Annotated in this window: 14 protein-coding genes and 1 tRNA gene; 7 read left to right on the forward strand and 8 right to left on the reverse strand. The window is 61.4% G+C overall.

What is annotated here, in order from left to right; translation table 11 throughout:
* Positions 1 to 2 precede the first annotated feature (2 nt).
* The 4 genes from ACTQVX_RS03505 to pknB all read left to right on the forward strand — a co-directional run bounded on the left by ACTQVX_RS03505 (position 3) and on the right by pknB (position 7,323).
* The gene (locus ACTQVX_RS03505; RefSeq protein ID WP_055250779.1) at positions 3 to 419 is read left to right on the forward strand and encodes an FHA domain-containing protein; all 417 of its coding nucleotides are present in this window, start codon (positions 3 to 5) and stop codon (positions 417 to 419) included.
* Positions 416 to 2,353, forward strand: a complete 1,938-nt coding sequence (locus ACTQVX_RS03510) for a Stp1/IreP family PP2C-type Ser/Thr phosphatase (RefSeq protein ID WP_441560217.1) — start codon at positions 416 to 418, stop codon at positions 2,351 to 2,353. The genes ACTQVX_RS03505 and ACTQVX_RS03510 overlap by 4 nt, the downstream gene beginning before the upstream one ends.
* Before the next feature lie 16 nt (positions 2,354 to 2,369).
* Entirely contained in the window at positions 2,370 to 5,240 is a 2,871-nt protein-coding gene (locus ACTQVX_RS03515) for an FtsW/RodA/SpoVE family cell cycle protein (RefSeq protein ID WP_441560218.1), read from the forward strand.
* Between the two features lie 133 nt (positions 5,241 to 5,373).
* Positions 5,374 to 7,323: a Stk1 family PASTA domain-containing Ser/Thr kinase gene (pknB, locus tag ACTQVX_RS03520; RefSeq protein ID WP_427795137.1), complete on the forward strand. Its 1,950-nt coding sequence runs from the start codon at positions 5,374 to 5,376 to the stop codon at positions 7,321 to 7,323.
* A gap of 429 nt (positions 7,324 to 7,752) precedes the next feature.
* Here the strand turns inward: pknB and ACTQVX_RS03525 are convergent.
* The 7 genes from ACTQVX_RS03525 to ACTQVX_RS03555 all read right to left on the reverse strand — a co-directional run bounded on the left by ACTQVX_RS03525 (position 7,753) and on the right by ACTQVX_RS03555 (position 15,224).
* A tRNA-Arg gene (locus ACTQVX_RS03525) sits at positions 7,753 to 7,828 on the reverse strand.
* A 331-nt stretch (positions 7,829 to 8,159) separates the two neighbouring features.
* Positions 8,160 to 8,558 carry a DUF956 family protein gene (locus ACTQVX_RS03530; RefSeq protein WP_441540403.1) on the reverse strand — a complete coding sequence of 133 codons (399 nt, stop codon included), beginning with the start codon at positions 8,556 to 8,558 and terminating at the stop codon, positions 8,160 to 8,162.
* 120 nt (positions 8,559 to 8,678) lie between these two features.
* Positions 8,679 to 9,599 (reverse strand): PTS system mannose/fructose/sorbose family transporter subunit IID, encoded by a 921-nt coding sequence (locus ACTQVX_RS03535; RefSeq protein ID WP_154518429.1) that lies wholly within the window; start codon positions 9,597 to 9,599, stop codon positions 8,679 to 8,681.
* Positions 9,600 to 9,615: 16 nt separating this feature from the next.
* Positions 9,616 to 10,434, reverse strand: a complete 819-nt coding sequence (locus ACTQVX_RS03540) for a PTS mannose/fructose/sorbose transporter subunit IIC (protein ID WP_055285302.1) — start codon at positions 10,432 to 10,434, stop codon at positions 9,616 to 9,618.
* 18 nt (positions 10,435 to 10,452) lie between these two features.
* Positions 10,453 to 11,442: a PTS sugar transporter subunit IIB gene (locus ACTQVX_RS03545; RefSeq protein WP_154518426.1), complete on the reverse strand. Its 990-nt coding sequence runs from the start codon at positions 11,440 to 11,442 to the stop codon at positions 10,453 to 10,455.
* Between the two features lie 378 nt (positions 11,443 to 11,820).
* Positions 11,821 to 12,249, reverse strand: coding sequence for a hydrogenase maturation nickel metallochaperone HypA/HybF (locus ACTQVX_RS03550; RefSeq protein WP_441560220.1), 429 nt, complete (start codon positions 12,247 to 12,249; stop codon positions 11,821 to 11,823).
* Positions 12,250 to 12,446: 197 nt separating this feature from the next.
* Complete coding sequence (locus ACTQVX_RS03555; RefSeq protein ID WP_441560221.1) at positions 12,447 to 15,224, reverse strand: FAD-dependent oxidoreductase; 2,778 nt, start codon at positions 15,222 to 15,224, stop codon at positions 12,447 to 12,449.
* 189 nt (positions 15,225 to 15,413) lie between these two features.
* Here ACTQVX_RS03555 and ACTQVX_RS03560 point away from each other — a divergent pair, with 189 nt between their 5' ends.
* The 3 genes from ACTQVX_RS03560 to ACTQVX_RS03570 all read left to right on the forward strand — a co-directional run bounded on the left by ACTQVX_RS03560 (position 15,414) and on the right by ACTQVX_RS03570 (position 18,866).
* The gene (locus ACTQVX_RS03560; RefSeq protein ID WP_441560223.1) at positions 15,414 to 16,076 is read left to right on the forward strand and encodes a TetR/AcrR family transcriptional regulator; all 663 of its coding nucleotides are present in this window, start codon (positions 15,414 to 15,416) and stop codon (positions 16,074 to 16,076) included.
* Positions 16,077 to 16,138: 62 nt separating this feature from the next.
* The gene (locus ACTQVX_RS03565; RefSeq protein WP_441054594.1) at positions 16,139 to 17,146 is read left to right on the forward strand and encodes a DUF5692 family protein; all 1,008 of its coding nucleotides are present in this window, start codon (positions 16,139 to 16,141) and stop codon (positions 17,144 to 17,146) included.
* Between the two features lie 232 nt (positions 17,147 to 17,378).
* Positions 17,379 to 18,866 (forward strand): hypothetical protein, encoded by a 1,488-nt coding sequence (locus ACTQVX_RS03570; protein ID WP_441559056.1) that lies wholly within the window; start codon positions 17,379 to 17,381, stop codon positions 18,864 to 18,866.
* A gap of 132 nt (positions 18,867 to 18,998) precedes the next feature.
* Here the strand turns inward: ACTQVX_RS03570 and ACTQVX_RS03575 are convergent, their stop codons facing one another.
* Positions 18,999 to 19,181, reverse strand: a complete 183-nt coding sequence (locus ACTQVX_RS03575) for a hypothetical protein (RefSeq protein WP_441560225.1) — start codon at positions 19,179 to 19,181, stop codon at positions 18,999 to 19,001.
* Positions 19,182 to 19,274: the final 93 nt, after the last annotated feature.

The raw sequence follows: 19,274 nt of genomic DNA on the forward strand, positions 1-19,274 counted from the left end.
TTATGAACATCGATATCGTCCTTTTTGCAGGCCGCATCGTACTGGTCGTCCTGCTTTATATCTTCTTGTTCGCCGTCATGAAGACCGGCGTGGGGCTCGTGCGCGGCCAGCGCCGCGACTCTGCCATCTGGACGATCGATGTGGACAAGGGCCCGCGCGGCATCCGCGGTATTCACGTGGATATGCTTGGCCCCGTCATCGTCGGTCGTTCGCCGTCATCTGACATCTGCATCAACGAGCCGTTTGTCTCTGCCTCGCATGCGCGTTTTTCGCTGCAGGGCCCGGCACTTATTATCGAGGACCTCAACTCGCTCAACGGCACCCTTGTTAACGGCCGCCAGCTGGTGGAGCCCGCAACGCTGCGCGAGGGCGACGAAGTCCAGATTGGCGACGTGGTCATGAAGGTGAACCGTCGATGATCGACGAGGAGAACAGGTCCGCAACCATGTCCGAGGCACTGGCTGCCCCCGCGGCCGTGCCGGCTCATGCCGCCCCGGCGGGCCCTGCGCCCGTGGAGCCCGAGGACACCGTGTTCTCCCTGCCTCTTTCGCATGTAACGCAAGACCATCCGATGCCCATCGATGGCCAGGATGAAGATAATTCCACCGATGCCCCCATCGGCGCGCACGCCATTGCCGATCAACCTTCGGCACCGGAAACTACACCTGCGCCGGCCCACTTTGCCGAGTCTGTCGCCGCGGCAATCGATGAGAGCGCCGCGGTGTTTTTGGCCCCCGAGCCCACGGCACCGGTGTTTCCCGTAGTTCCAGCACCCACCGCAGCGCCCGAGCCCGCATCTACACCGGCACCCGCGGCGGCATCCTCCCCCGCGGCCGCATCGGCGCCCGAGGCCGTGCAGCCTACGGCCGAAGAGATGCCCGTCGCAGCGACGGAGGACGCCTCTCAGCCCCACAGCACGCCCGCGCCCGCACACTTCGCGGCACCCGAGCCCGCAGCCGTCGCCCCGCAAGACGAAGAGCCTGCCGACCACACAACCGAAGTGCCCGCCACGTCTAAAGTCGACGACCCGAGCAACGAGGCCAACGCCGTCTCGCCCGGCGACACGGCCGAGATTGATGTCGCCGCCGTGGAGGCCAAGCTTAAGGACCCTGGTTCGACCATGAGTTTTGAGCCGCTGACCGACGAGCGCATCGAGACCGATTCGACCTACGATGCCGGCACCACCACGCAACTCATGTGGGGCGCCCGCTCCGATGTTGGCTGCGTGCGTCCGCACAACGAGGACTCCTACCTGGTACAGTCGCCGCTCTTTTGCGTGTGCGACGGCATGGGTGGACACGCCGCCGGCGAGGTAGCCTCCTCCATCGCGGTCGAGACCATTGCCAAGACGGCGCCACAGGCTGCCGACGCCGCGCGCCTAGCCGCAGCCGTCGAAGCTGCCAACGCCGCCGTCATCGAGGCCGCACTCAACGGCCTGGGCAAGCCCGGTATGGGCTGCACGGCGACCTGCGCCTATATCGAAAACGACATGCTCGCCATCGCCCACGTGGGCGACTCGCGCGCCTACCTGCTCCACGAGGGCACGCTCATCCGCGTGACCCGCGACCACTCCTATGTGGAGGAGCTCGTGGACGCTGGCGAAATTACGGCCGACGAGGCGCGCGTCCATCCCAACCGCTCGGTTATCACGCGTGCGCTGGGTTCGGACCCCGCCATGTATGCCGACCACTTTACCCTGCACATCGAAGAGGGCGATCGCCTGATCCTGTGCTCGGACGGCCTTTCGAGCATGATTCCCGATAGCGAAATCGAAAACATCGCCACGCAATCGTCTACGGCGCAGATTTGCGTCGACAACCTGGTGGACGCCGCGCTCGCTGCCGGCGGCCACGACAACGTGACGGTAGTCGTTGTGGACCTGGTCGACGACGGCGTCATGCGCGAGGCGAAGCGTGTTCGCCGCCGCAACGTCACCATTGCCGCCATCCTGGGCATCGCTTTTGTGCTGGCGGCAGCCATCTGGGCCTACGCGGGCGTCACCGGCTCGTATTACCTGGGCACCTACAAGGACACCGTCGCGGTCTACCGGGGCATTCCCGGCAAGCCGCTCGGCCTTAAGCTGCACTGGCTCGAGAGCACGACCGCCATCAAGCTATCCGACCTACCCGAAGACACGCAGAATCGTCTGAAAGCAGGCATTCCGCAAACGAGTGTTGACGACGCGCAGGACACTATCTCCAAGTACCGTCATCAAATCGATGAGGAACAGACCCGCCAGGTGATCGACGCGCAAACGATTCGCGACAACACCGACCAGGAATCGACTTCCAAATCGAATTCCGAAAAAACCGCCGAACAGTCCGCCGAGGCCGAAGCCTCCGATAAGAATTAGAAAGGGAGTGCCGCTTATGAGTCGCCGCAACACCGAAATGCTCTTGCTCATCGCCTCGGCGTTCCCCGTCATCCTGCTGTATGCGATGTACGCGCTCACCGCAGGCGCTTCCATCTCGTTTGAAACGCTCGCCGTGCCGATCGGTCTCTTTGCCGCCTTCGCCGCGGCGCATATCGCCGTGCGCATCCTGGCGCCCGGTGCCGATCCGGCCATCCTGCCCATCGTCTTTGTGCTTTCGGGTATCGGCATCACGTTCGTAACGCGTCTGGCACCCGCCCTCGCCATCTCGCAGCTCGTCATTCTGTTTGTCTCGGTGGCACTGATGGTGGGCACGCTCGCGATGATCAAGAATCTCGATGTGGTCATGCGCTACAAGTACACCTTTGGCATCATCGGCATCATCTTGCTGATGCTGCCCATCTTTATCGGCACCACCATCTCGGGCTCCAAGCTGTGGATTCGCATCGCCGGCTTCACCATCCAGCCCGGCGAGTTCGCCAAGATTTTTATCGTATTGTTCTTGGCCGGATACCTAGCCGAAAACCGCGAGCTACTCTCCATCTCCAATCGCAAGATCTTGGGCCTCAAGGTCCCGCGCCTGCGCCTGCTGCTACCGCTGTTCGCTGTGTGGGGTGTATGCCTTCTGGTCGTTGTCTTCGAGCGCGACTTGGGCTCCGCCGTGCTGTTCTACACCATCTTCTTGCTGATGCTCTACGTCGCCACGGGACGTTTCTCGTATGTCGTCATCGGCCTTGCGCTTTTGGCAGTGGGTGCCGTGGGCGCCTACAAGTTCCTGTCGCATGTCCAGGTACGTTTCCAGATCTGGGCCGACCCCTTTAAGGATGCCCAGGGCCAGGGCTACCAGATTGTGCAATCCCTTTTCTCGTTGGCTGACGGCGGTCTTATCGGCGTTGGCATCGGTAATGGCATGGCCAATAACATCCCCGTCGTCGAGTCCGACTTCATTTTCTCGGCCATCGGCGAGGAAATGGGCCTTTTGGGCGGCGGCGCCGTACTCGTCCTGTTTATGCTCTTTGCCGTGCGAGGCCTGACCACGGCCGCCCGCGCTAAGTCCGACCTTGCCGCATTTAGCGCCACGGGCCTCACGGCCGCCATTAGCTTCCAGGCCTTCTTGATCGTTGGCGGCGTTACCCGCCTGATTCCGCTGACCGGCGTCACCCTGCCCTTTATGAGCCAGGGCGGCTCCTCGCTGCTGGCGAGCTTTATCATTGTCGCGCTTTTGCTGCGCGCCGGCGATGAGGCCACCGGTCGCGAGGCCGAGCTCACCGGTACCGGCACCATGGCCGCCATCACTGACGACCAGGTCGCTTCTGCCGCGGCGCATGCCGGCACGCGCTTCGCTTCTTCGTCTTCCTACGGCCGTGGCAGCCACTCCACCGGCTCGCGCATGCGTCGTCGCCTGCTCGATACGCCCGAATCTGGCGTGCTCGGCCGCGTGGCGCTCGCCAACCGCCTAACCCGCGCGGTGTTTGCCTTTACGGCCCTGTTCGCCATCCTCATCGGCAACCTCACCTATGTCCAGGTCATCAAGGCCAAGGATTACCAGGATATGCCGACCAACAATCACACCATCGCCCGTTCCAAGTACATCCAGCGCGGCTCCATCATCACGTCCGACGGCGTGACGCTGGCCGAATCGCTGCAACAGGAGGACGGCACCTACGTACGCTCCTACCCTAACGGCAACCTGGCCGCCCATGTGGTTGGCTATGTGAGCCAGCAGTACGGTACCGCCGGCATCGAGAGCGTGATGAACGACACGCTCACCGGTTCCAAGGATTACTCCAGCTGGAACAACGCCATCGCGTCGCTCGCGGGCCAAAACCAGCCGGGCAACACCGCCAAACTTACCATCGACTCCCGCATCCAGACGGCCGCCGAACAGGCTCTCAAGGGCTTTAAGGGCGCCGTCGTGGTCATGGACCCGCGCACTGGCGCGGTGCTCGCATGCGCCAGCTCGCCCACCTACGACAACACCAACATCGACGCCCTGCTGCAATCGGGCGGCGGTGAGGATGGTTCTATGTACGACCGCGCCATGGACGCCCTCTATACTCCGGGCTCCACGTTTAAGGTCGTCACGCTTTCGGCGGCACTCGAGACCGGCACCGCAAGCCTTTCGAGTACTTATCAGGCGCCCGGTTCCATGGATATCGGCAATGCACCGGTCACCAACTCCGCCAATGAGAGCTACGGCACGATTAGCCTGCAGCAGGCCTTTGCCGTGTCGTCCAACGTCGTCTTTGGTCAGGTGGCAAACGAGGTCGGCGCCAGCTCGCTCGTACAGTTCGCCAACGCCTTTGGCTATGGCCAAAAGCTCGGTCAGGACCTAACCGCCGCGGCGTCCATCATGGCCGACCCCTCGCTCATGACCGAGTGGGAAACCGCCTGGGCCGGCGCCGGCCAGCCCGTCGGCATGGACCACACGCCGGGCCCGCAGACCACCGTCATGCAGAACGCCGTTATCGCGGCGGCGATCGCCAACAGCGGCGTCGTCATGGACCCGTTCTTCGTTGCCCAGGTGCTCGCCCCAGACGGAACCGTGGTCAAGACCACGCAGTCCCGCTCACTGGGCCAGGCCGTCAGCGCCACCACGGCCGAACAGGTCAAACAGGCCATGCTCGACGTCGTTCAATCCGGCACCGGCACCGATGCCCAGATTCCGGGCGTCAAGGTTGCCGGCAAGACCGGCTCTGCCGAGACCGTCGGCACCAAGGTCAACTCGATGTTCGTCGGTTTTGCGCCTTACGATTCACCCACGGTCGCCATCTCGGTAGCCTTGGAGGATTACGACAAGCACGACGTCGAGGCGGCAAAGATCGCCGGCATCGTCCTGACCGCGGCGCTTGCCGCCCAGGGAGCGTGATGCCCGTGATTGATGCGCAAGCATGGGGCGTGCCGCGGCCGATAACACTAGCGGCAATGCGCCACACGGCCCCAGCGGCCTCAAATTTGGTACTACACACATTGTTGAGCGAATAGTCATGTTAGGAGCAGGAATGGAACAGAGGGTCCTCGGGGGAAGATACCTCCTCAAGGATAAGGTAGGGACAGGCGGCATGGCGACCGTCTACCGTGCACAGGACCAGGTCCTCGACCGCACGGTAGCTATCAAAATCATGCTGCCGCAATATGCCGGCGACGCCACCTTTGCCGCACGCTTTAAGCAGGAGGCCCAGGCAGCCGCCGGCCTCTCCTCCCCCTATATCGTCGGCGTCTACGATTGGGGCAAGGACGGCGACACCTATTACATCGTCATGGAATACCTGCGCGGCACCGACCTTAAGAGCGGCATCAAGAGCCACGGCGCCCTTGATCCCAAAAAGGTCGCTCAGATCGGCTCGCAGATCAGCTCCGCACTTTCGGTCGCCCACAAGCACGAGATCATCCACCGCGATATTAAGCCGCAGAACATCATGGTGCTGCCCGACGGCAACATCAAGGTCATGGACTTTGGCATCGCGCGCGCCAAGAACAGCCACCTTACGCAGGACAACAACGTTTTGGGCACCGCCCACTACGTAAGCCCCGAGCAGACCCGCGGGCAGGATCTAGGCCCCACCTCGGACATTTACTCGCTGGGCGTCGTGATGTACGAGTGCGCCACCGGCCGCGTGCCTTTCGACGGCGACGATGCCATCTCGGTCGCACTCAAGCAGGTCAACGAGCTGCCCGTGCCGCCGAGCCAGATCAACTCCGGTGTCGATGCCGATCTTGAGCGCATTATCCTCAAGTGCATGGAAAAAGATCCGGCTAACCGTTTCCAGACGGCCGACGAGCTGCGTCAGGTGCTCAACAGCTACCTGTCTGGTCGCGCCGTCAACGTGCCGGAGCCTACGCGCGTTATCGGCGCCGTTGGCGACCTGGGTGCCACCAAGACCCGAGAGCTATCCGACCAGACGCGCGCCATGGTACGCCCCGTCTCGGGCGTGAGCGGACAAAATAACGCTCGCAGCTCCGTCTCGGGTTCAACCGGCTCTTACGCCACCGAGCAGCCCAAATCCAACAAGAACAAGATCATCGCCGCCGTAGTTGCTGCGGTAGCCGTAATCGGCGTCATCGTGGCCTTTGCCACCGGACTCTTTGGCGGCGAGCAGGTCCCGGTTCCCGATGTGTTGGGTAAGGACCAGGAGACCGCCGTCGAACTGATTAAGGATGCCGGCCTTGACGTCGGAACCATTGACCAGAGCTACAACGACGACGTCGACGAGGGAAAGGTTGTCGAGCAGACTCCTAACGGTCACACCAAGAAGCCCAAGGGCACCAAGGTGAATCTGGTAATCTCCAAGGGTCCCAAGCCCTCCGAGAAGGTTGATGTCCCGCAGCTCGTTGGTCTGACCAAGGACCAGGCAGAGGCGGCGCTGGCAAGCGTCGGCCTTAAGGGCAATGCCACCGAGGAAGCCAACGAGGCCGAAAAGGGCGAAGTCTTTGAACAGGGCACCGATGCGGGCAAGGAAGTCGAGAAGGGCACGACCATTTCGTACAAAGTCTCGAGTGGACCCGACACCACCTCCGTTCCCGATCTGACCGACATGACCGAGGCTCAGGCACGCAACGCCCTCGATATGGCCGGCTTCGGCGTCGATGTGACCTACCAGGAGAACGATTCCGTCACCGAGGGCACCGTCATTAGCTGGAACCCCAGCGGTAAGCAAAAGCCCGGCGCCACGATTACCGTCGTCATCGCCAAGAAGTCCGGCAAGGCAAACGTTCCGGGCAACCTGTACGGCAAGAGTATCTCCTCCGCCGTCACCGCGCTCAACAACGCCGGATTCTACAACATCGCATTCTGCGATCAGAACGGCAACCCCGTGAGTGGTAACGAAAACGCCACCGTGACGGGCGTCTCCCCCACTGGCAAGCAGTCCACCGACAGCACGATCACGCTGACGGTTTCGATTTCTGGCTCTGGCACCGATTCAGGCGACGATTCCGGCACGACCAACTAGTCATCGAGACATTGCCCACAGCAGCTGATGCCACAAACATATTCGCTCACAGGCGCCCGCTTGCTCCCCCAGCAAGCGGGCGCTTTCTTTATCCGAAGCAGTGAAAACTACGGTATGCCTTTAAACCAGAAGAGCCCGGTACCGCAGTGGTACCGGGCTCGACAAATCTCTGGTGCCCCCGGGCGGATTCGAAAACTCCCCCCGCGGGAAAATCGGTGACGCGGGTGTCGACGGCCCGAATCCGGCCCTTAGACCAGAAGAGCCCGGTACCGTGGTGGTACCGGGCTCGATATTGCTCTGGTGCCCCCGGGCGGATTCGAAAACTCCCCCCGCGGGGAAATCGGTGACGCGGGTGTCGACGGCCCGAATCCGCCGGCGGCCCCCCACAAACCAGAAACGGCGCCGCTCCCGCGACGCCGTCATATTCCCTGGTGCCCCCGGGCGGATTCGAACCGTCGACACCCGCTTTAGGAGAGCGGTGCTCTATCCCCTGAGCTACGGAGGCATGTTGTACTAGTGTAGCAGATTTGCGCCACTGCCATGCAGCGCATAGCCACTCTTCGAAGTTACGGTGGGACAGCCTTCCGGAAAGCGTGTCCCACTATCCAGACGAATTCTGGGACGGGCTTTCCGGATGGGGCCTCTCTAGGAAACTACGACCCGAAATTTGAGCTCGAAACGGGATATGGTTTCCCAAATGAGCCTGTTCCGGAAACCGCATCCCAGAATAGGCGCTCAAACTGGGATGATATTTCCCCAGCGAATCCCGCGAAGAGCTACAGGTAGTCATTGGGGACGTTCTTAAATGACTAGTCGTATAAGAACGTCGCAGGCGACTAGTTGCCTTTGTGGAAAAGGCCTTTGATAACGGAGGGGATGCTCTTGGCGCCCTTGGCCGTCACATCGATAAAGTCGGGCGAACGCACGAGCTTATCCTCGTCGACGTACTTGCGAACTGCACGAAGCGTCTCTTTGTCGTCGCGCGTCGAAAACGTAAAGTGGCCGTTATCCTTGGTAAAGATAGCAAAACGCGTGATCTTCTTAGTGCCGCGCAAAACCTCGGCGGCAATATAGTCGACCTCGTCCCACGGAATTTGAATAAAATCCTCGGGATTGCGCTCGTTGTAATACTCGAACGCCTTATTGCCCACCATCACGTTACCGTGGCTGGTAAACCCCATCAGGCAGGTTGCCGGTGTTGCCAGATCGACCGTGCTGTTCTGAGATTGCGCCATGCGCGCCTCGCCCTCCAAATAAAACAATCGGACCGCATCCAGTGTACCCACCGGGTGCGGTCCGTTTCAATGGCTCAAAAGCCCTTGCCTAGCAACTCTCGGTCTTAAGCCGAAGCGCGATTACATGAAGCCGCAAACACGACCGATGATACCGACGGCGAAGAGAGCCAGGATGATGACGATCGGGCTGACCTTCTTCTTGAGCAGCTTGCAGACGAACAGCGTCAGGCACACGGCAGCAAGGCCGGGGATGAGCTGATCGAGGTTAGCCTGAAGCGTGGTGACCTTCACCTGATCAAGGGCGGTAGCACCGACGGAGTTGTACATCGTCAGCGCTTCCTTGATGCCCTCGGCACCGGAAGGCAGGTTAGCCCAGTCAATGAAGGCGCCGGCAGACTGCGTGACCTTGGAGACGACCGGGGTGAAGGAGATGGACACCCAGCGCTCGACCAGGGCGCCGATGATGAACATACCCAGGATGGAAGCACCCTCGGTGACCTTGCCCATCAGACCGCCGGAGAGGTCCTTGGCGATGGAGGAGCCGACCTTATAGCCAAACTCCTGCGTGTACCACAGGAAGGCGTAACGGATGATGTTCCACGCGAAGAAGAACAGCAGCGGACCGGCGATGCTGCCGGACAGGGCCAGGGAAGCGCCCAGAGCGCCCAGGATCGGGCGAAGGGTGAACCAGAAGGCGGGGTCGCCGACGCCGGCGAGCGGGCCCATCATACCGACCTTGACGCCCTGAATGGCGACGTCATCGATCGGTGCACCGTTGGCGCGCTCCTCCTCGAGAGCGAGGGTAACGCCAATGACGGGGGCGGAAACATAGGGATGGGTGTTATAGAACTCCAGGTGGCGCTTAAGCGCGGAAATCTGGTCGTCCTTGCTGGTGTAGAGCTTCTTGATCGCAGGGATCATTGCGAAGCACCAGCCGCCATTCTGCATACGCTCGTAGTTCCACGAGCCCTGAAGGAACTGATGACGGAAGCAAACCTTCTTACGGTCAGCCTTGGTGAGCTGAATCTTGTTCTCTGCCATATGTATCACTCCCCTCCTACTCGTAATCGTTCAGAATGTCGCCGAGCGGGTCACCGGAGCCACCGCCCATGCCGCCACCCTGCTTGGCCAGATCCTTGAGGCCAAGGTAGATGAGGGCAAGGGAGATGCCGATGAGACCAAGAGCGATCAGCGTGAGCTGAGGGATGGCAGCAAGGACAAAGCCGAGGATGAAGAACGGCCAGGTCTCCTTGGTGGCCATCATGTTGATGACCATGGCGTAACCGACGGAAGCGACCATGCCGCCGCCGACAGCCATGCCGCCGGACAGCCAGTCGGGCATAGCGTTAAGCGCGTTGGTAACCGCCTCGGCCGGGATGATGCACAGAAGTACTGCCGGGATGGCGATACGAAGGCCCTGCATGAGGATGGCGGCGTACTGCCAGCGCTCGATGCCGGAGAAGTCGCCCTTCTCGGCGCAACCGTCCATGGCGTGAGCGATAGCGGTAGCCAGGGTACGGCAGATCATGGTCAGGAACAGGCCAGCGACCGACAGCGGGACTGCGACGGCGATGGCGGCGGTAACGGCCTTGGCCGAATCGGTGGCGCCACCGTTGAGGGCGAGCACCATGATAATCGAAGAAGCGACCGAGGCCAGAGCGGCGTCAGGCGCGACGGCGGCGCCGACGTTAGCCCAGCCAAGGGCCATCATCTGGAGCGAACCGCCCAGGAGGATGCCCTCCTGAAGGTGACCGGTTACGAGACCGATAAGCGTGCACGCCACGAGCGGCTGATGGAACTGGAACTCATCCAGAATGCCTTCCATACCGGCAAGCAACGCGACAATCGCAACAAGCAGAATAGTGATTGCAGACATGTATCGGACCCTCCTTTACTATGCTTGAGCGGCCAGTTCGGCCTTAGCTTTCTTCAACATGGCGTCGAGATCCTCGGAGGAATCCGAAGGAACCTTGCGGACCTCGAACTTGACGCCCTTGGCCTTGAGGGCCTCGAGAGTCTTAACGTCGTCATCGCCCATAGCGACGGCGTTGGTGACGACGACCTTGCCCTTGGAGTGAGCCATGGAACCGATGTTGACTTCCTTGATGTCGACGCCGGCCTCGATAGCCTTGAGCAGATCCTGCGGGTTCTCAAAGAGCAGCATGGCCTTGGTATCACCAAAGCGCGTGTCCTTGACAACCTCGGCCATCTTCTTGATGGGCACGACGTTGGCATGGACTCCCGGAGGGGCAGCCTGCTCGATCATGGTCTTGCGGAGCTCGTCGTGAGCAACGCCGTCGGAAACCACGATGATGCGGTTGGGGTTGATCTGCTTGGTCCACGTGGTGGCCACCTGACCATGCAGCAGACGGGTGTCGATACGGACGTGGGCGATCTTGATGTGCCCGTCGCCGATGACCGTTCCCGGAGGGATGGCGCCTGCAGGAGCAGCGGCGGCCGTGGCCGGCTTCTTCTCCTCGGGCTCCAGAGACTCGGGCTTGACGCGCACGCCAGCCTTAGCCTCAGTCACGAGATGTTTTGCGATCGCATGTGCAGTGTTCTTTGCGTCAAAGCGCTGCGAATATGCCTCGATGAGCATAGGCAGGTTGACACCGGTGACGATAGCCCAGGAATCGTGGCCCTCGATGAGACCGCTGATCTGGTTGAACGGCGTGCCGCCCCACAGATCAACGAGGAAGAGCACCTGCTCCTGGTCCTCGAAGGAAGCGATTGCTTCCTCGACCTTGGCACGGAAGTCGTCGGGGCCCATGCTCGGCTCGAGCGAGACCACGGCCACAGACGGCTGATCGCCAAAGACCATCGAGCCCGTCTGCTTGATTCCGGCTGCCAAGTCCCCGTGGCTAGCAAGAACAATACTTACCATCACATAACCTCCTCTTTGTCTACGTATTTCCTACACGACATGAAAGGAGTATACCTGTTCGTCCTGTAAAATTATAGAGAAAAATGCGAATGATTGGATAATTTGTTTAAACGTCTAGGTTTGTTACAAGTTGATTACGTTACTGCTTTTTGACGGATTACACGCCAAGGCGTCACTTATCAAGCCATTCATTTTACAGATACAAGCAGGCTGGTCATTAATATCGATTTTAGGCAAGCACGAATGCGCTTGTACTGCAGTTATTTTGTTTAAACAGACATAACTTGACTATTAGCGTGACTTATGCACTAACGTAAGTAGTCATTGGGGACGTTCTTAAACGACTAGTCAAACAAGAACGTCCCCAACGACTAGGGGCTAGACGATGTGGAGGGGGTTGGCAGCGTCGACGGCATCGGGGGCGTCGGAGAGGCCGTCGGGAGCAGCATCTGGCGGGTTCTCGTCGGGGGTCTCAATCTGCTTGATCATGACCTCCTGGCCCTGCAGCAGGTATGTCTCGCCGCTACCGCAATGGGGACAGATCTTGCCGTGCTCGACCGTCGCATAGTCGCGGCCGCACGCCTCGCAATGCGTCACGGCCTCGACAGGCTCCACGATAAGCTCCGCGCCCTCGGTGATAGGCTTTTTATCTGCCGCCCAGCGCCAAGCGTCGAGCAGCAAGTCGGGAACGACGCCCGAGACCTCGCCCAGCAGCAGCGTGACGCTCGAAACGCGACTCACGCCATTGGCGCGCGCCACGTTCTCGACATCGCGAATGATGTGGTAAACGATTCCCAATTCATGCAAGGTAGAAACCTTTCAGCAACGGTTGATGCGATGTCAGCCAAACGTCAGTGAGCGGCGATCCAGGTGCCCCAGGTTGCCCCGAAACAAGGCGTCCGCTGGGCTTTTGCCCGCGGCGCCGCAGTTGAGGGGCAAGATGGGGTATCTGGGCGCCGCGCAGCGTCGGCAGTGCCGCCGTTCGTTAGAACGGCGGAGCCTCATTACTTCTTCCCGAATTTGATCTTGATGGCACGCTTGAGCGCGTACTTGCCCAAGCTGGGGAGCTTTTGCTCGTATTTGACCATCGTGGAGCACTCGGGGCGGTCGCGATTCAGGTGGATGGCATCGAACGCGCACTTGGTAGTGCACAGACCGCAGCCGATGCACTTGTTGGGGTCGACGATCGAGGCGCCGCAGCCCAGGCAGCGAGCGGTCTCGGCGCGTACCTGCTCCTCGGTAAAGGTCTCGATGTACTCGCTAAAGGGCGCGGCCTTCTCGCGCTCGCGGTCGACATGTGCCACCTCGCGGCTCGCGTTATCGTAGCTCTCGATCACGACATCGTCGCGGTCGAGCGCGATGTAGCGGCGCTGGTTGCGGCCGATGGTGAGCGTGGAGCCCGGTTGCACAAAGCGGTGGATGGACACGGCGGCCTCGTGACCGGCAGCGATGGCGTTGATGGCAAAGCTCGGACCGGTGTAGACGTCGCCGCCCACAAAGATGTCGGGCTCGGCGGTCTGGTAGGTCTGAGGATCGGCAAGGGCACCCTGGCCACGGCCAAGCTCCACCTTGGAGCCAGCCAGCAGGTCGCCCCACACGATGGACTGACCGATCGACATGACCACGCGGTCGGCGTCGACACGACGCAGGTCGTTCTCGTCGTACTCGGGCGCAAAACGGCCCTCGTCGTCAAAGACACGCGTGCAGCGCTTGAAGGTGATACCGCACACACGACCGGCCTCGTCCAGATGGACCTCCTTGGGGCCCCAGCCGCAGCTGATGTGGGCGCCGTCCTCAACGGCCTCGCGACGCTCCTCCTCGCTGGCGGGCATCTGGGCCTCGCTCTCCAGGCAGAATATCTCAACGTGCTCGGAACCCAGACGGCAGGCGTTGCGCGCGACGTCGATAGCCACGTTGCCGCCGCCCACCACGATGGTGCGGCCGGGCAGCGCTTCGATCTTGCCACTGTTGACCTTGCGCAAAAAGTCGACGGCCACGGTCACGTCCTCGGCATCCTCGCCCGGAATACCGGCGAGGCGGCCGCCCTGGCAGCCAATGGCAACATAAAAGGCCTTAAAGCCCTGCTCGCGCAGCTCGTCGAGCGTCACGTCGCGACCGACCTCCACGCCATAGCGGAACTCGGCGCCCATCAGGCGAATGACCTCGACCTCGGCCTCGATAACATCCTTCTGCAGCTTAAAGCTGGGAATGCCATAGGTGAGCATGCCGCCCGGGCGCTCATTCTTCTCGAACACGACGGGCTTGTAGCCCTTCTCGGCCAGGTAGAAAGCGCAGGACAGGCCGGCCGGACCGGCACCGATGATGGCGATCTTCTGGTCGAAGCCGCCGGCGCGCGTCGGGGTCACCACAGGTGGGACATAGCGGGTCGCGGCATCCAGATCGCGCTGGGCGATAAACTTCTTGACCTCGTCGATGGCCACGGCCTCGTCCACGCGACCGCGGGTGCAGGCATCCTCGCAGCGGCGATTGCACACACGGCCACAGATAGCGGGCAGCGGGTTCTCGCGCTTGATGAGCGCTAGCGCCTCGTCATAGCGGCCCTGCGCCGCGAGCTTCAGATAGCCCTGAACGGCAATGTGCGCGGGGCAGGCCGTCTTGCAGGGCGCGGTGCCGGAATCGTGTGTCTCGATGCGGTTGTCGTTGCGGTAGTTGGGCGACCACTTGGTGTGGTCCCACTTGGTGGCATCGGGCAGCTCCTGGCGCGGATACTCGGGCACCTGTCCGCCGGCCTTTTTGCTGCAGAGCTTCTGGCCGAGCTTGACGGCACCAGCCGGGCACACCTCAACGCAGCGACCGCAGGCTACGCACTTGTCCTTCTCGACCTTGGCGACATAGGCCGAGCGCGACAGGTTGGGCGTGTTGAACAGCTGCGAGGTGCGCAGGGCGTAGCACACGTTGACGTTGCAGTTGCAGATGGCGAAGATCTTGTTCTCGCCGTCGATATTGGTGATCTGGTGCACAAAGCCGTTGTCCTCGGCCTGGCGCAAGATGTCATAGACCTCCTCACGCGTCACATAATGGCCGCGGTCGGTCTCAACCACATAGTCGGCCATATCGCCCACGGCAATGCACCAGTCGGCGGGGTCGTCGGCACAGCCCTCGCCCATCACACGACGGCTCGCGCGGCAGCTGCAGGTGCTGGCGGCATATTTGCCCTCGTATTTGTCGAGCCAATGCTCGATATGCTCGATCGGCACCGAGGTGCTCGAAGCATCGATAGCCTTCTCGACCGGAATGACGTGCATGCCGATGCCGGCGCCTCCGGGCGGCACCATCGGCGTGGCTTTGGACAGCGGCCCCTTGGACGCCTGCTCAAAGAACTTGGCATAGACCGGATGCTCCTCGAGCTGGTTCACGCGCATGTTGAGGAACTCGGCGGAACCCGGTACCAGCATGGGCAGCACCCACTGCTTGGCGCGCTCGGGATTTTCCCAGTTGTACTCGAGCAGACCCGTGTAGCTCATGTCGTCGAGCATCTTCTCGATCTGGGCCTCGGGCATGCCGGTGAGCTTGACCATCTCGGGCAGCGTATAGGGACGGCGCATCTTCATCTTGCAGAGCACTTCGGCCTGCTCGTCGGTTGCGGCCTCGGCAAACGACCAGTACTCGTAGCCCAGCAGCTCGTCGCGATGCAGCAGACGGTTGGTGCAATGCTCGCACAGCTTGACAATGGCCTCGCGCGGATGCTCCGGCAGCGGCGGCACGAACTCCGAACCGATGTCGGGCTCGGTGTAGCTAATTCCCGGTCCGTTGAGAATCATGGTTGTCCCTTCTCTTGCCGCAGCCCGACGAGGCCGCAGCGCCCCTCTTTTTTGCAGGCCGGGCATGCCCCCATGCCGTTCACCCGCCATTGTTGACATTATGTCAAAAATAGTATTGACGAACCGTCAACACTATTCAAGACTATTAGGCGAACGGTCGGGCCCAAACGGATGAAAGGCGGCAAGCGCATGAGCGATAACGCAGCGAACACCCCTGTGGCCGACGCCGTCCCCACGCCCGACAGCGCGGCAAAGCGCCTGACAGGTGACGAGCGCCGTCGCGAGATTCTCGCCGCCGTGCGCGCCGTGAGCTCCGAGCTGGGCGTGTCCCATCTATCCGTCTCGGCCGTGACCAAGCGAGCCGGCTGCACGCGCTCGCTGTTCTACCACTACTTCGTCGACATGGACGCCGCCGTCACCGCCGTCATGGACGAGGCAATCGACGGTTTTATCTCCGAGCTCGAGCAGTGGAATGCCAGCCGCATCGTCGGTGATATCGAGGGCGCACTCGACACCGTCGCCCCGCTCTTTAAGCGCCTGGTTGTGAGCGGCCACGAGCTGCCGAGCACGCTCACCTCGAGCAGCGGCGCGCTCTACGGCGGCTTTCTGCACAACGTGGTCCAGCGCGTGGCGCAATACATCTGCGACACCACCGTGGTGGACTTTGTCGCCCATCATGACCTGCGCATCGACCATGTCTACGAGACGTTTTACACCCTCATCATGGGGCTGTTGATGTACATCCGCACGCACCCCGATGTGCCCGACGAGACGGTTAAGGAGATTATCGCCTCGACACTCCACATCGAGGGCTACACCGCCAAGTATTCCGAGCGCAAGCCCAGGAACTGAGGACATTTGGCCAAACTGCCCGCGACGGAAGAGGGGCCGCGGGCGTATGAAAGGAGAGCAGCATGCTGTTCGATGTTTGGGGTAGCGATACCCTTATCCACTGGGCCGGCTGGGCGATGGTCTTTATCGGCTTGATCGTACTCAACGAGGTCGGCCGCCGTACCAAGCTCGGCGCGGCCATCATCTTTGGCGTGGCTCCGCTGGCCATGACCATCTACTGCATCGCCATCGCCGTCGGCGTTTCGCAGGGTGCCGAGTGGGCGCTCACCAACCCCACCCATGTATACCAGAACAGCTGGTTCCATTACGCCAAGGTATACGCGGCGCTGGCCGGCTGCTGGGGCTTCATTGCCATTAAGTACCAGTGGGGCAAGATCGGCAAGGCGCATTGGTTCCGCGCATGGCCGTTTGTGATCGTCGCCATTAACATCTTGATCGCCGTCGTGTCCGACTTTGAGAGCGCCTATCACTTCTTTGTCCTGGGCGAGTCCACCTGGGTCACCTCCGAAGGTGCTACGCAGCTGGCCGGCTGGAACAACGTGTTCAACGGCATCGCGGGCATCATCAACATCTTCTGCATGACCGGTTGGTGGAGCGTCTACGCCTCCGAGGACAAGACCGACATGCTGTGGCCCGACATGACCTGGGTCTACATCATCGCCTACGACATCTGGAACTTCTGCTACACCTACAACTGCCTGCCCACCCACTCCTGGTTCTGCGGCTTTGCGCTGCTGCTGGCGCCCACCGTCGCCGCCTTTATCTGGAACAAGGGCGGCTGGATCCAGAACCGCGCCTTTACGCTGGCCATTTGGTGCATGTTTGCCCAGGTGTTCCCCTACTTCCAGGAGGAGTCCATCTTTGTGACGCACTCCACGCTCGACCCCAGCGCCGCCACCGCGGTCTCGATCGTCGCACTGGTCGCCAACATCGCCGCGATCATCTACGTCGCCTACCGTGCCAAGAAGCTCGGCCGCAACCCCTACAAGCAGGATGTCTTTGAGGGCACCAGCGATTGGGAGAAGGCCACTGCCCGTCGCGCCAAGGTTGATTACGCGCACGCCGAGTAACGCGCCTGACGCAAACATCGCTTGAGCACGAAGCGGCATAGCCGGCTCCGCGCAACTCAACGCACTGCAGAGCCCCCGAAACGTGATTCGTTCGCGTTCCGGGGGCCTTTTGCTGCCGCGAGGATACGGCCGAACGATACGCTCGGGTTAAATCGGATCTTATATTTCGCATGCGCTTTATATGGCTCCATTTTTGGGTACAGTGTTGAGCCGATATTGCATTGGGGGATATATGAGCGATGAGACACGTGGCCGCGAGGATGCGGCCCAGGATGCGGAAGCATGTGCCGAGGCCCTGGAGAGCCTTGACCGGATTGCGCTAGACGAGCTCTCGTTGAGCGATTTGGCCGTCGACGCGCAGGACGAGGTGTGCGAAGGCACTGAGGACGAAGGCAGCGACGCCAAAGACGCTTCTGACGAGGCCGAAGCCGAAGAGGACGATAGCAAGGACGACGTCCAGTCGGAATCCGCCTCGGGAGAAGAGACCGCCCTGCTTGGCAGCTTGCCTGCCGATGACTCGCTCACCCGCGAGCTTCCTGGCCTGGGTTCTGCGCCGGCCGTCGACGAGACCATCGCCATGGGCGATATTCCCCTGCCGTCCGTTCCCTCGGCACGCGAAGCCGAGGCTCGCCATCACAAGATGTCGCCCAAGCGACGCAATTTGATGGTTGCCGGCGTCGTTGCCGCCGCGCTCGTTGCCGGCGGCGCGGGCTATGCCGCTTGGAACGGATACCAACAAGAACAGGCCGCCATCGCTGCCGTCAACGCCCACACCATGATGTCGGTGCAGATTGGCGTACATGCCGCAGGGCTCGACTGCTCCACCGGCTCCAAGATTCCCGTGCAGGTGAGCGGGCAAGACTCTGACGGCTCCTCCGTGAGCGAGACGCTCTATGTTGATGAGCACGGTCGCGGTATTAAGCTGCTGCCTGGCGACTATACGCTCTCCATCGCTGGGTCCCCCATCGCAGCTGACGGTACCATTTACGCCGTGCCAACCACCAAGGCGCAGGTTAGCGTAAAGAGCGACGGGCAGGACCTGAGCGCTCAGGCATCCTTTAAGCTTAAGGTACCTTCGGCAGACACGGTGACCGACGACCAGATCGATGCCGCGGCCAAGTACGCCGAGGAGGGTGGTGCGAGCTCTGCCGCGGTCGCAAAGGTGCTCCAGCAGGCGGCAACCGCGCGCCGTGACGCCGCCGTCAATGCCATGAGTTCCCGCGAGGCGCAGGCGGCCCGCGACGCCGATGCTCGGCATAAGGCAACGAACCTGTATCAGCTCGATATTCCCGTTGAGTGGTACGGCAAAGTCGCGACTTGGCAAAACGGCAATACGCTGTGCATCTATCTTGCCAGCGACAGCAATACGCCGATCGCGACGCTTGTCGCAGTGCGCGACGGCGAGAGCTTTACGCCCGATAAGGGCGATACGGTTTTAGGTGCGGCAAGCCTTGGCAACGGCTACACGGTCTACGCCAGCGGCCCCGTCTATCCGTATGTGGTGCCCCAGACCATCAACGGGCGCACGCAAGACCCCGTGTCGACCTACCCCATGGACACGGCCATTGAGCTTGTCGAGCTTACAACCGGCAACCGCTATACCTATAGCCAGATCAAGAACGTACTGGTCGGCAAAGACGGCAAGGCCGACGCTGCCACCAAACTCGAGACCGACTACCTCGCTCAGATTCTGATGCCAAGCATTAAGGCCCAAGACTAGCCGGCCGTAGCGAGGGTAGCTAATTTGGGACGGGGCTTTTTTAGCTGCCCCGACCGTTAATCGACTAAACCGGCACATTACCAGCCGGGGCAGCTAAAAAAGCCCCGTCCCAAATTAGCTACCCTGCAGGAGTTAGCGCCACGGATCGGCTTCGAACATCGGCTCGCGCTCGGGGCGGCGATCGCTGTAGGGATCGTAGCCGTCGTCGTCCTCGTTCTCGGCACGGATGTAGGGGTCGCGCGGCTTGGGCGCAGGCTTGGGTGCGGCGGGCGCTGGCTCAGGCGCCGGTGCGTTCGTCTCGTTCTCGTCTTTCATCTGCATAGCTCCTTGCCATGTACTCATGTTCAACATCATCGATTGTCGCACGAAAAAGGGCGGCGGACCCAATTGGATCCGCCGCCCTTGGCG

It is taken from the genome of Collinsella sp. LCP19S3_A6 (assembly GCF_052122015.1).
GTDB lineage: Bacteria > Actinomycetota > Coriobacteriia > Coriobacteriales > Coriobacteriaceae > Collinsella.

Coding starts and splice junctions, on each gene's coding strand:
- ACTQVX_RS03505 (WP_055250779.1), top strand. CDS start 3: ATGAACATCGATATCGTCCTTTTTGCAGGCCGCATCGTACTGGTCGTC.
- ACTQVX_RS03510 (WP_441560217.1), top strand. CDS start 416: ATGATCGACGAGGAGAACAGGTCCGCAACCATGTCCGAGGCACTGGCT.
- ACTQVX_RS03515 (WP_441560218.1), top strand. CDS start 2,370: ATGAGTCGCCGCAACACCGAAATGCTCTTGCTCATCGCCTCGGCGTTC.
- pknB (WP_427795137.1), top strand. CDS start 5,374: ATGGAACAGAGGGTCCTCGGGGGAAGATACCTCCTCAAGGATAAGGTA.
- ACTQVX_RS03530 (WP_441540403.1), bottom strand. CDS start 8,558: ATGGCGCAATCTCAGAACAGCACGGTCGATCTGGCAACACCGGCAACC.
- ACTQVX_RS03535 (WP_154518429.1), bottom strand. CDS start 9,599: ATGGCAGAGAACAAGATTCAGCTCACCAAGGCTGACCGTAAGAAGGTT.
- ACTQVX_RS03540 (WP_055285302.1), bottom strand. CDS start 10,434: ATGTCTGCAATCACTATTCTGCTTGTTGCGATTGTCGCGTTGCTTGCC.
- ACTQVX_RS03545 (WP_154518426.1), bottom strand. CDS start 11,442: ATGGTAAGTATTGTTCTTGCTAGCCACGGGGACTTGGCAGCCGGAATC.
- ACTQVX_RS03555 (WP_441560221.1), bottom strand. CDS start 15,224: ATGATTCTCAACGGACCGGGAATTAGCTACACCGAGCCCGACATCGGT.
- ACTQVX_RS03560 (WP_441560223.1), top strand. CDS start 15,414: ATGAGCGATAACGCAGCGAACACCCCTGTGGCCGACGCCGTCCCCACG.
- ACTQVX_RS03565 (WP_441054594.1), top strand. CDS start 16,139: ATGCTGTTCGATGTTTGGGGTAGCGATACCCTTATCCACTGGGCCGGC.
- ACTQVX_RS03570 (WP_441559056.1), top strand. CDS start 17,379: ATGAGCGATGAGACACGTGGCCGCGAGGATGCGGCCCAGGATGCGGAA.
- ACTQVX_RS03575 (WP_441560225.1), bottom strand. CDS start 19,181: ATGAAAGACGAGAACGAGACGAACGCACCGGCGCCTGAGCCAGCGCCC.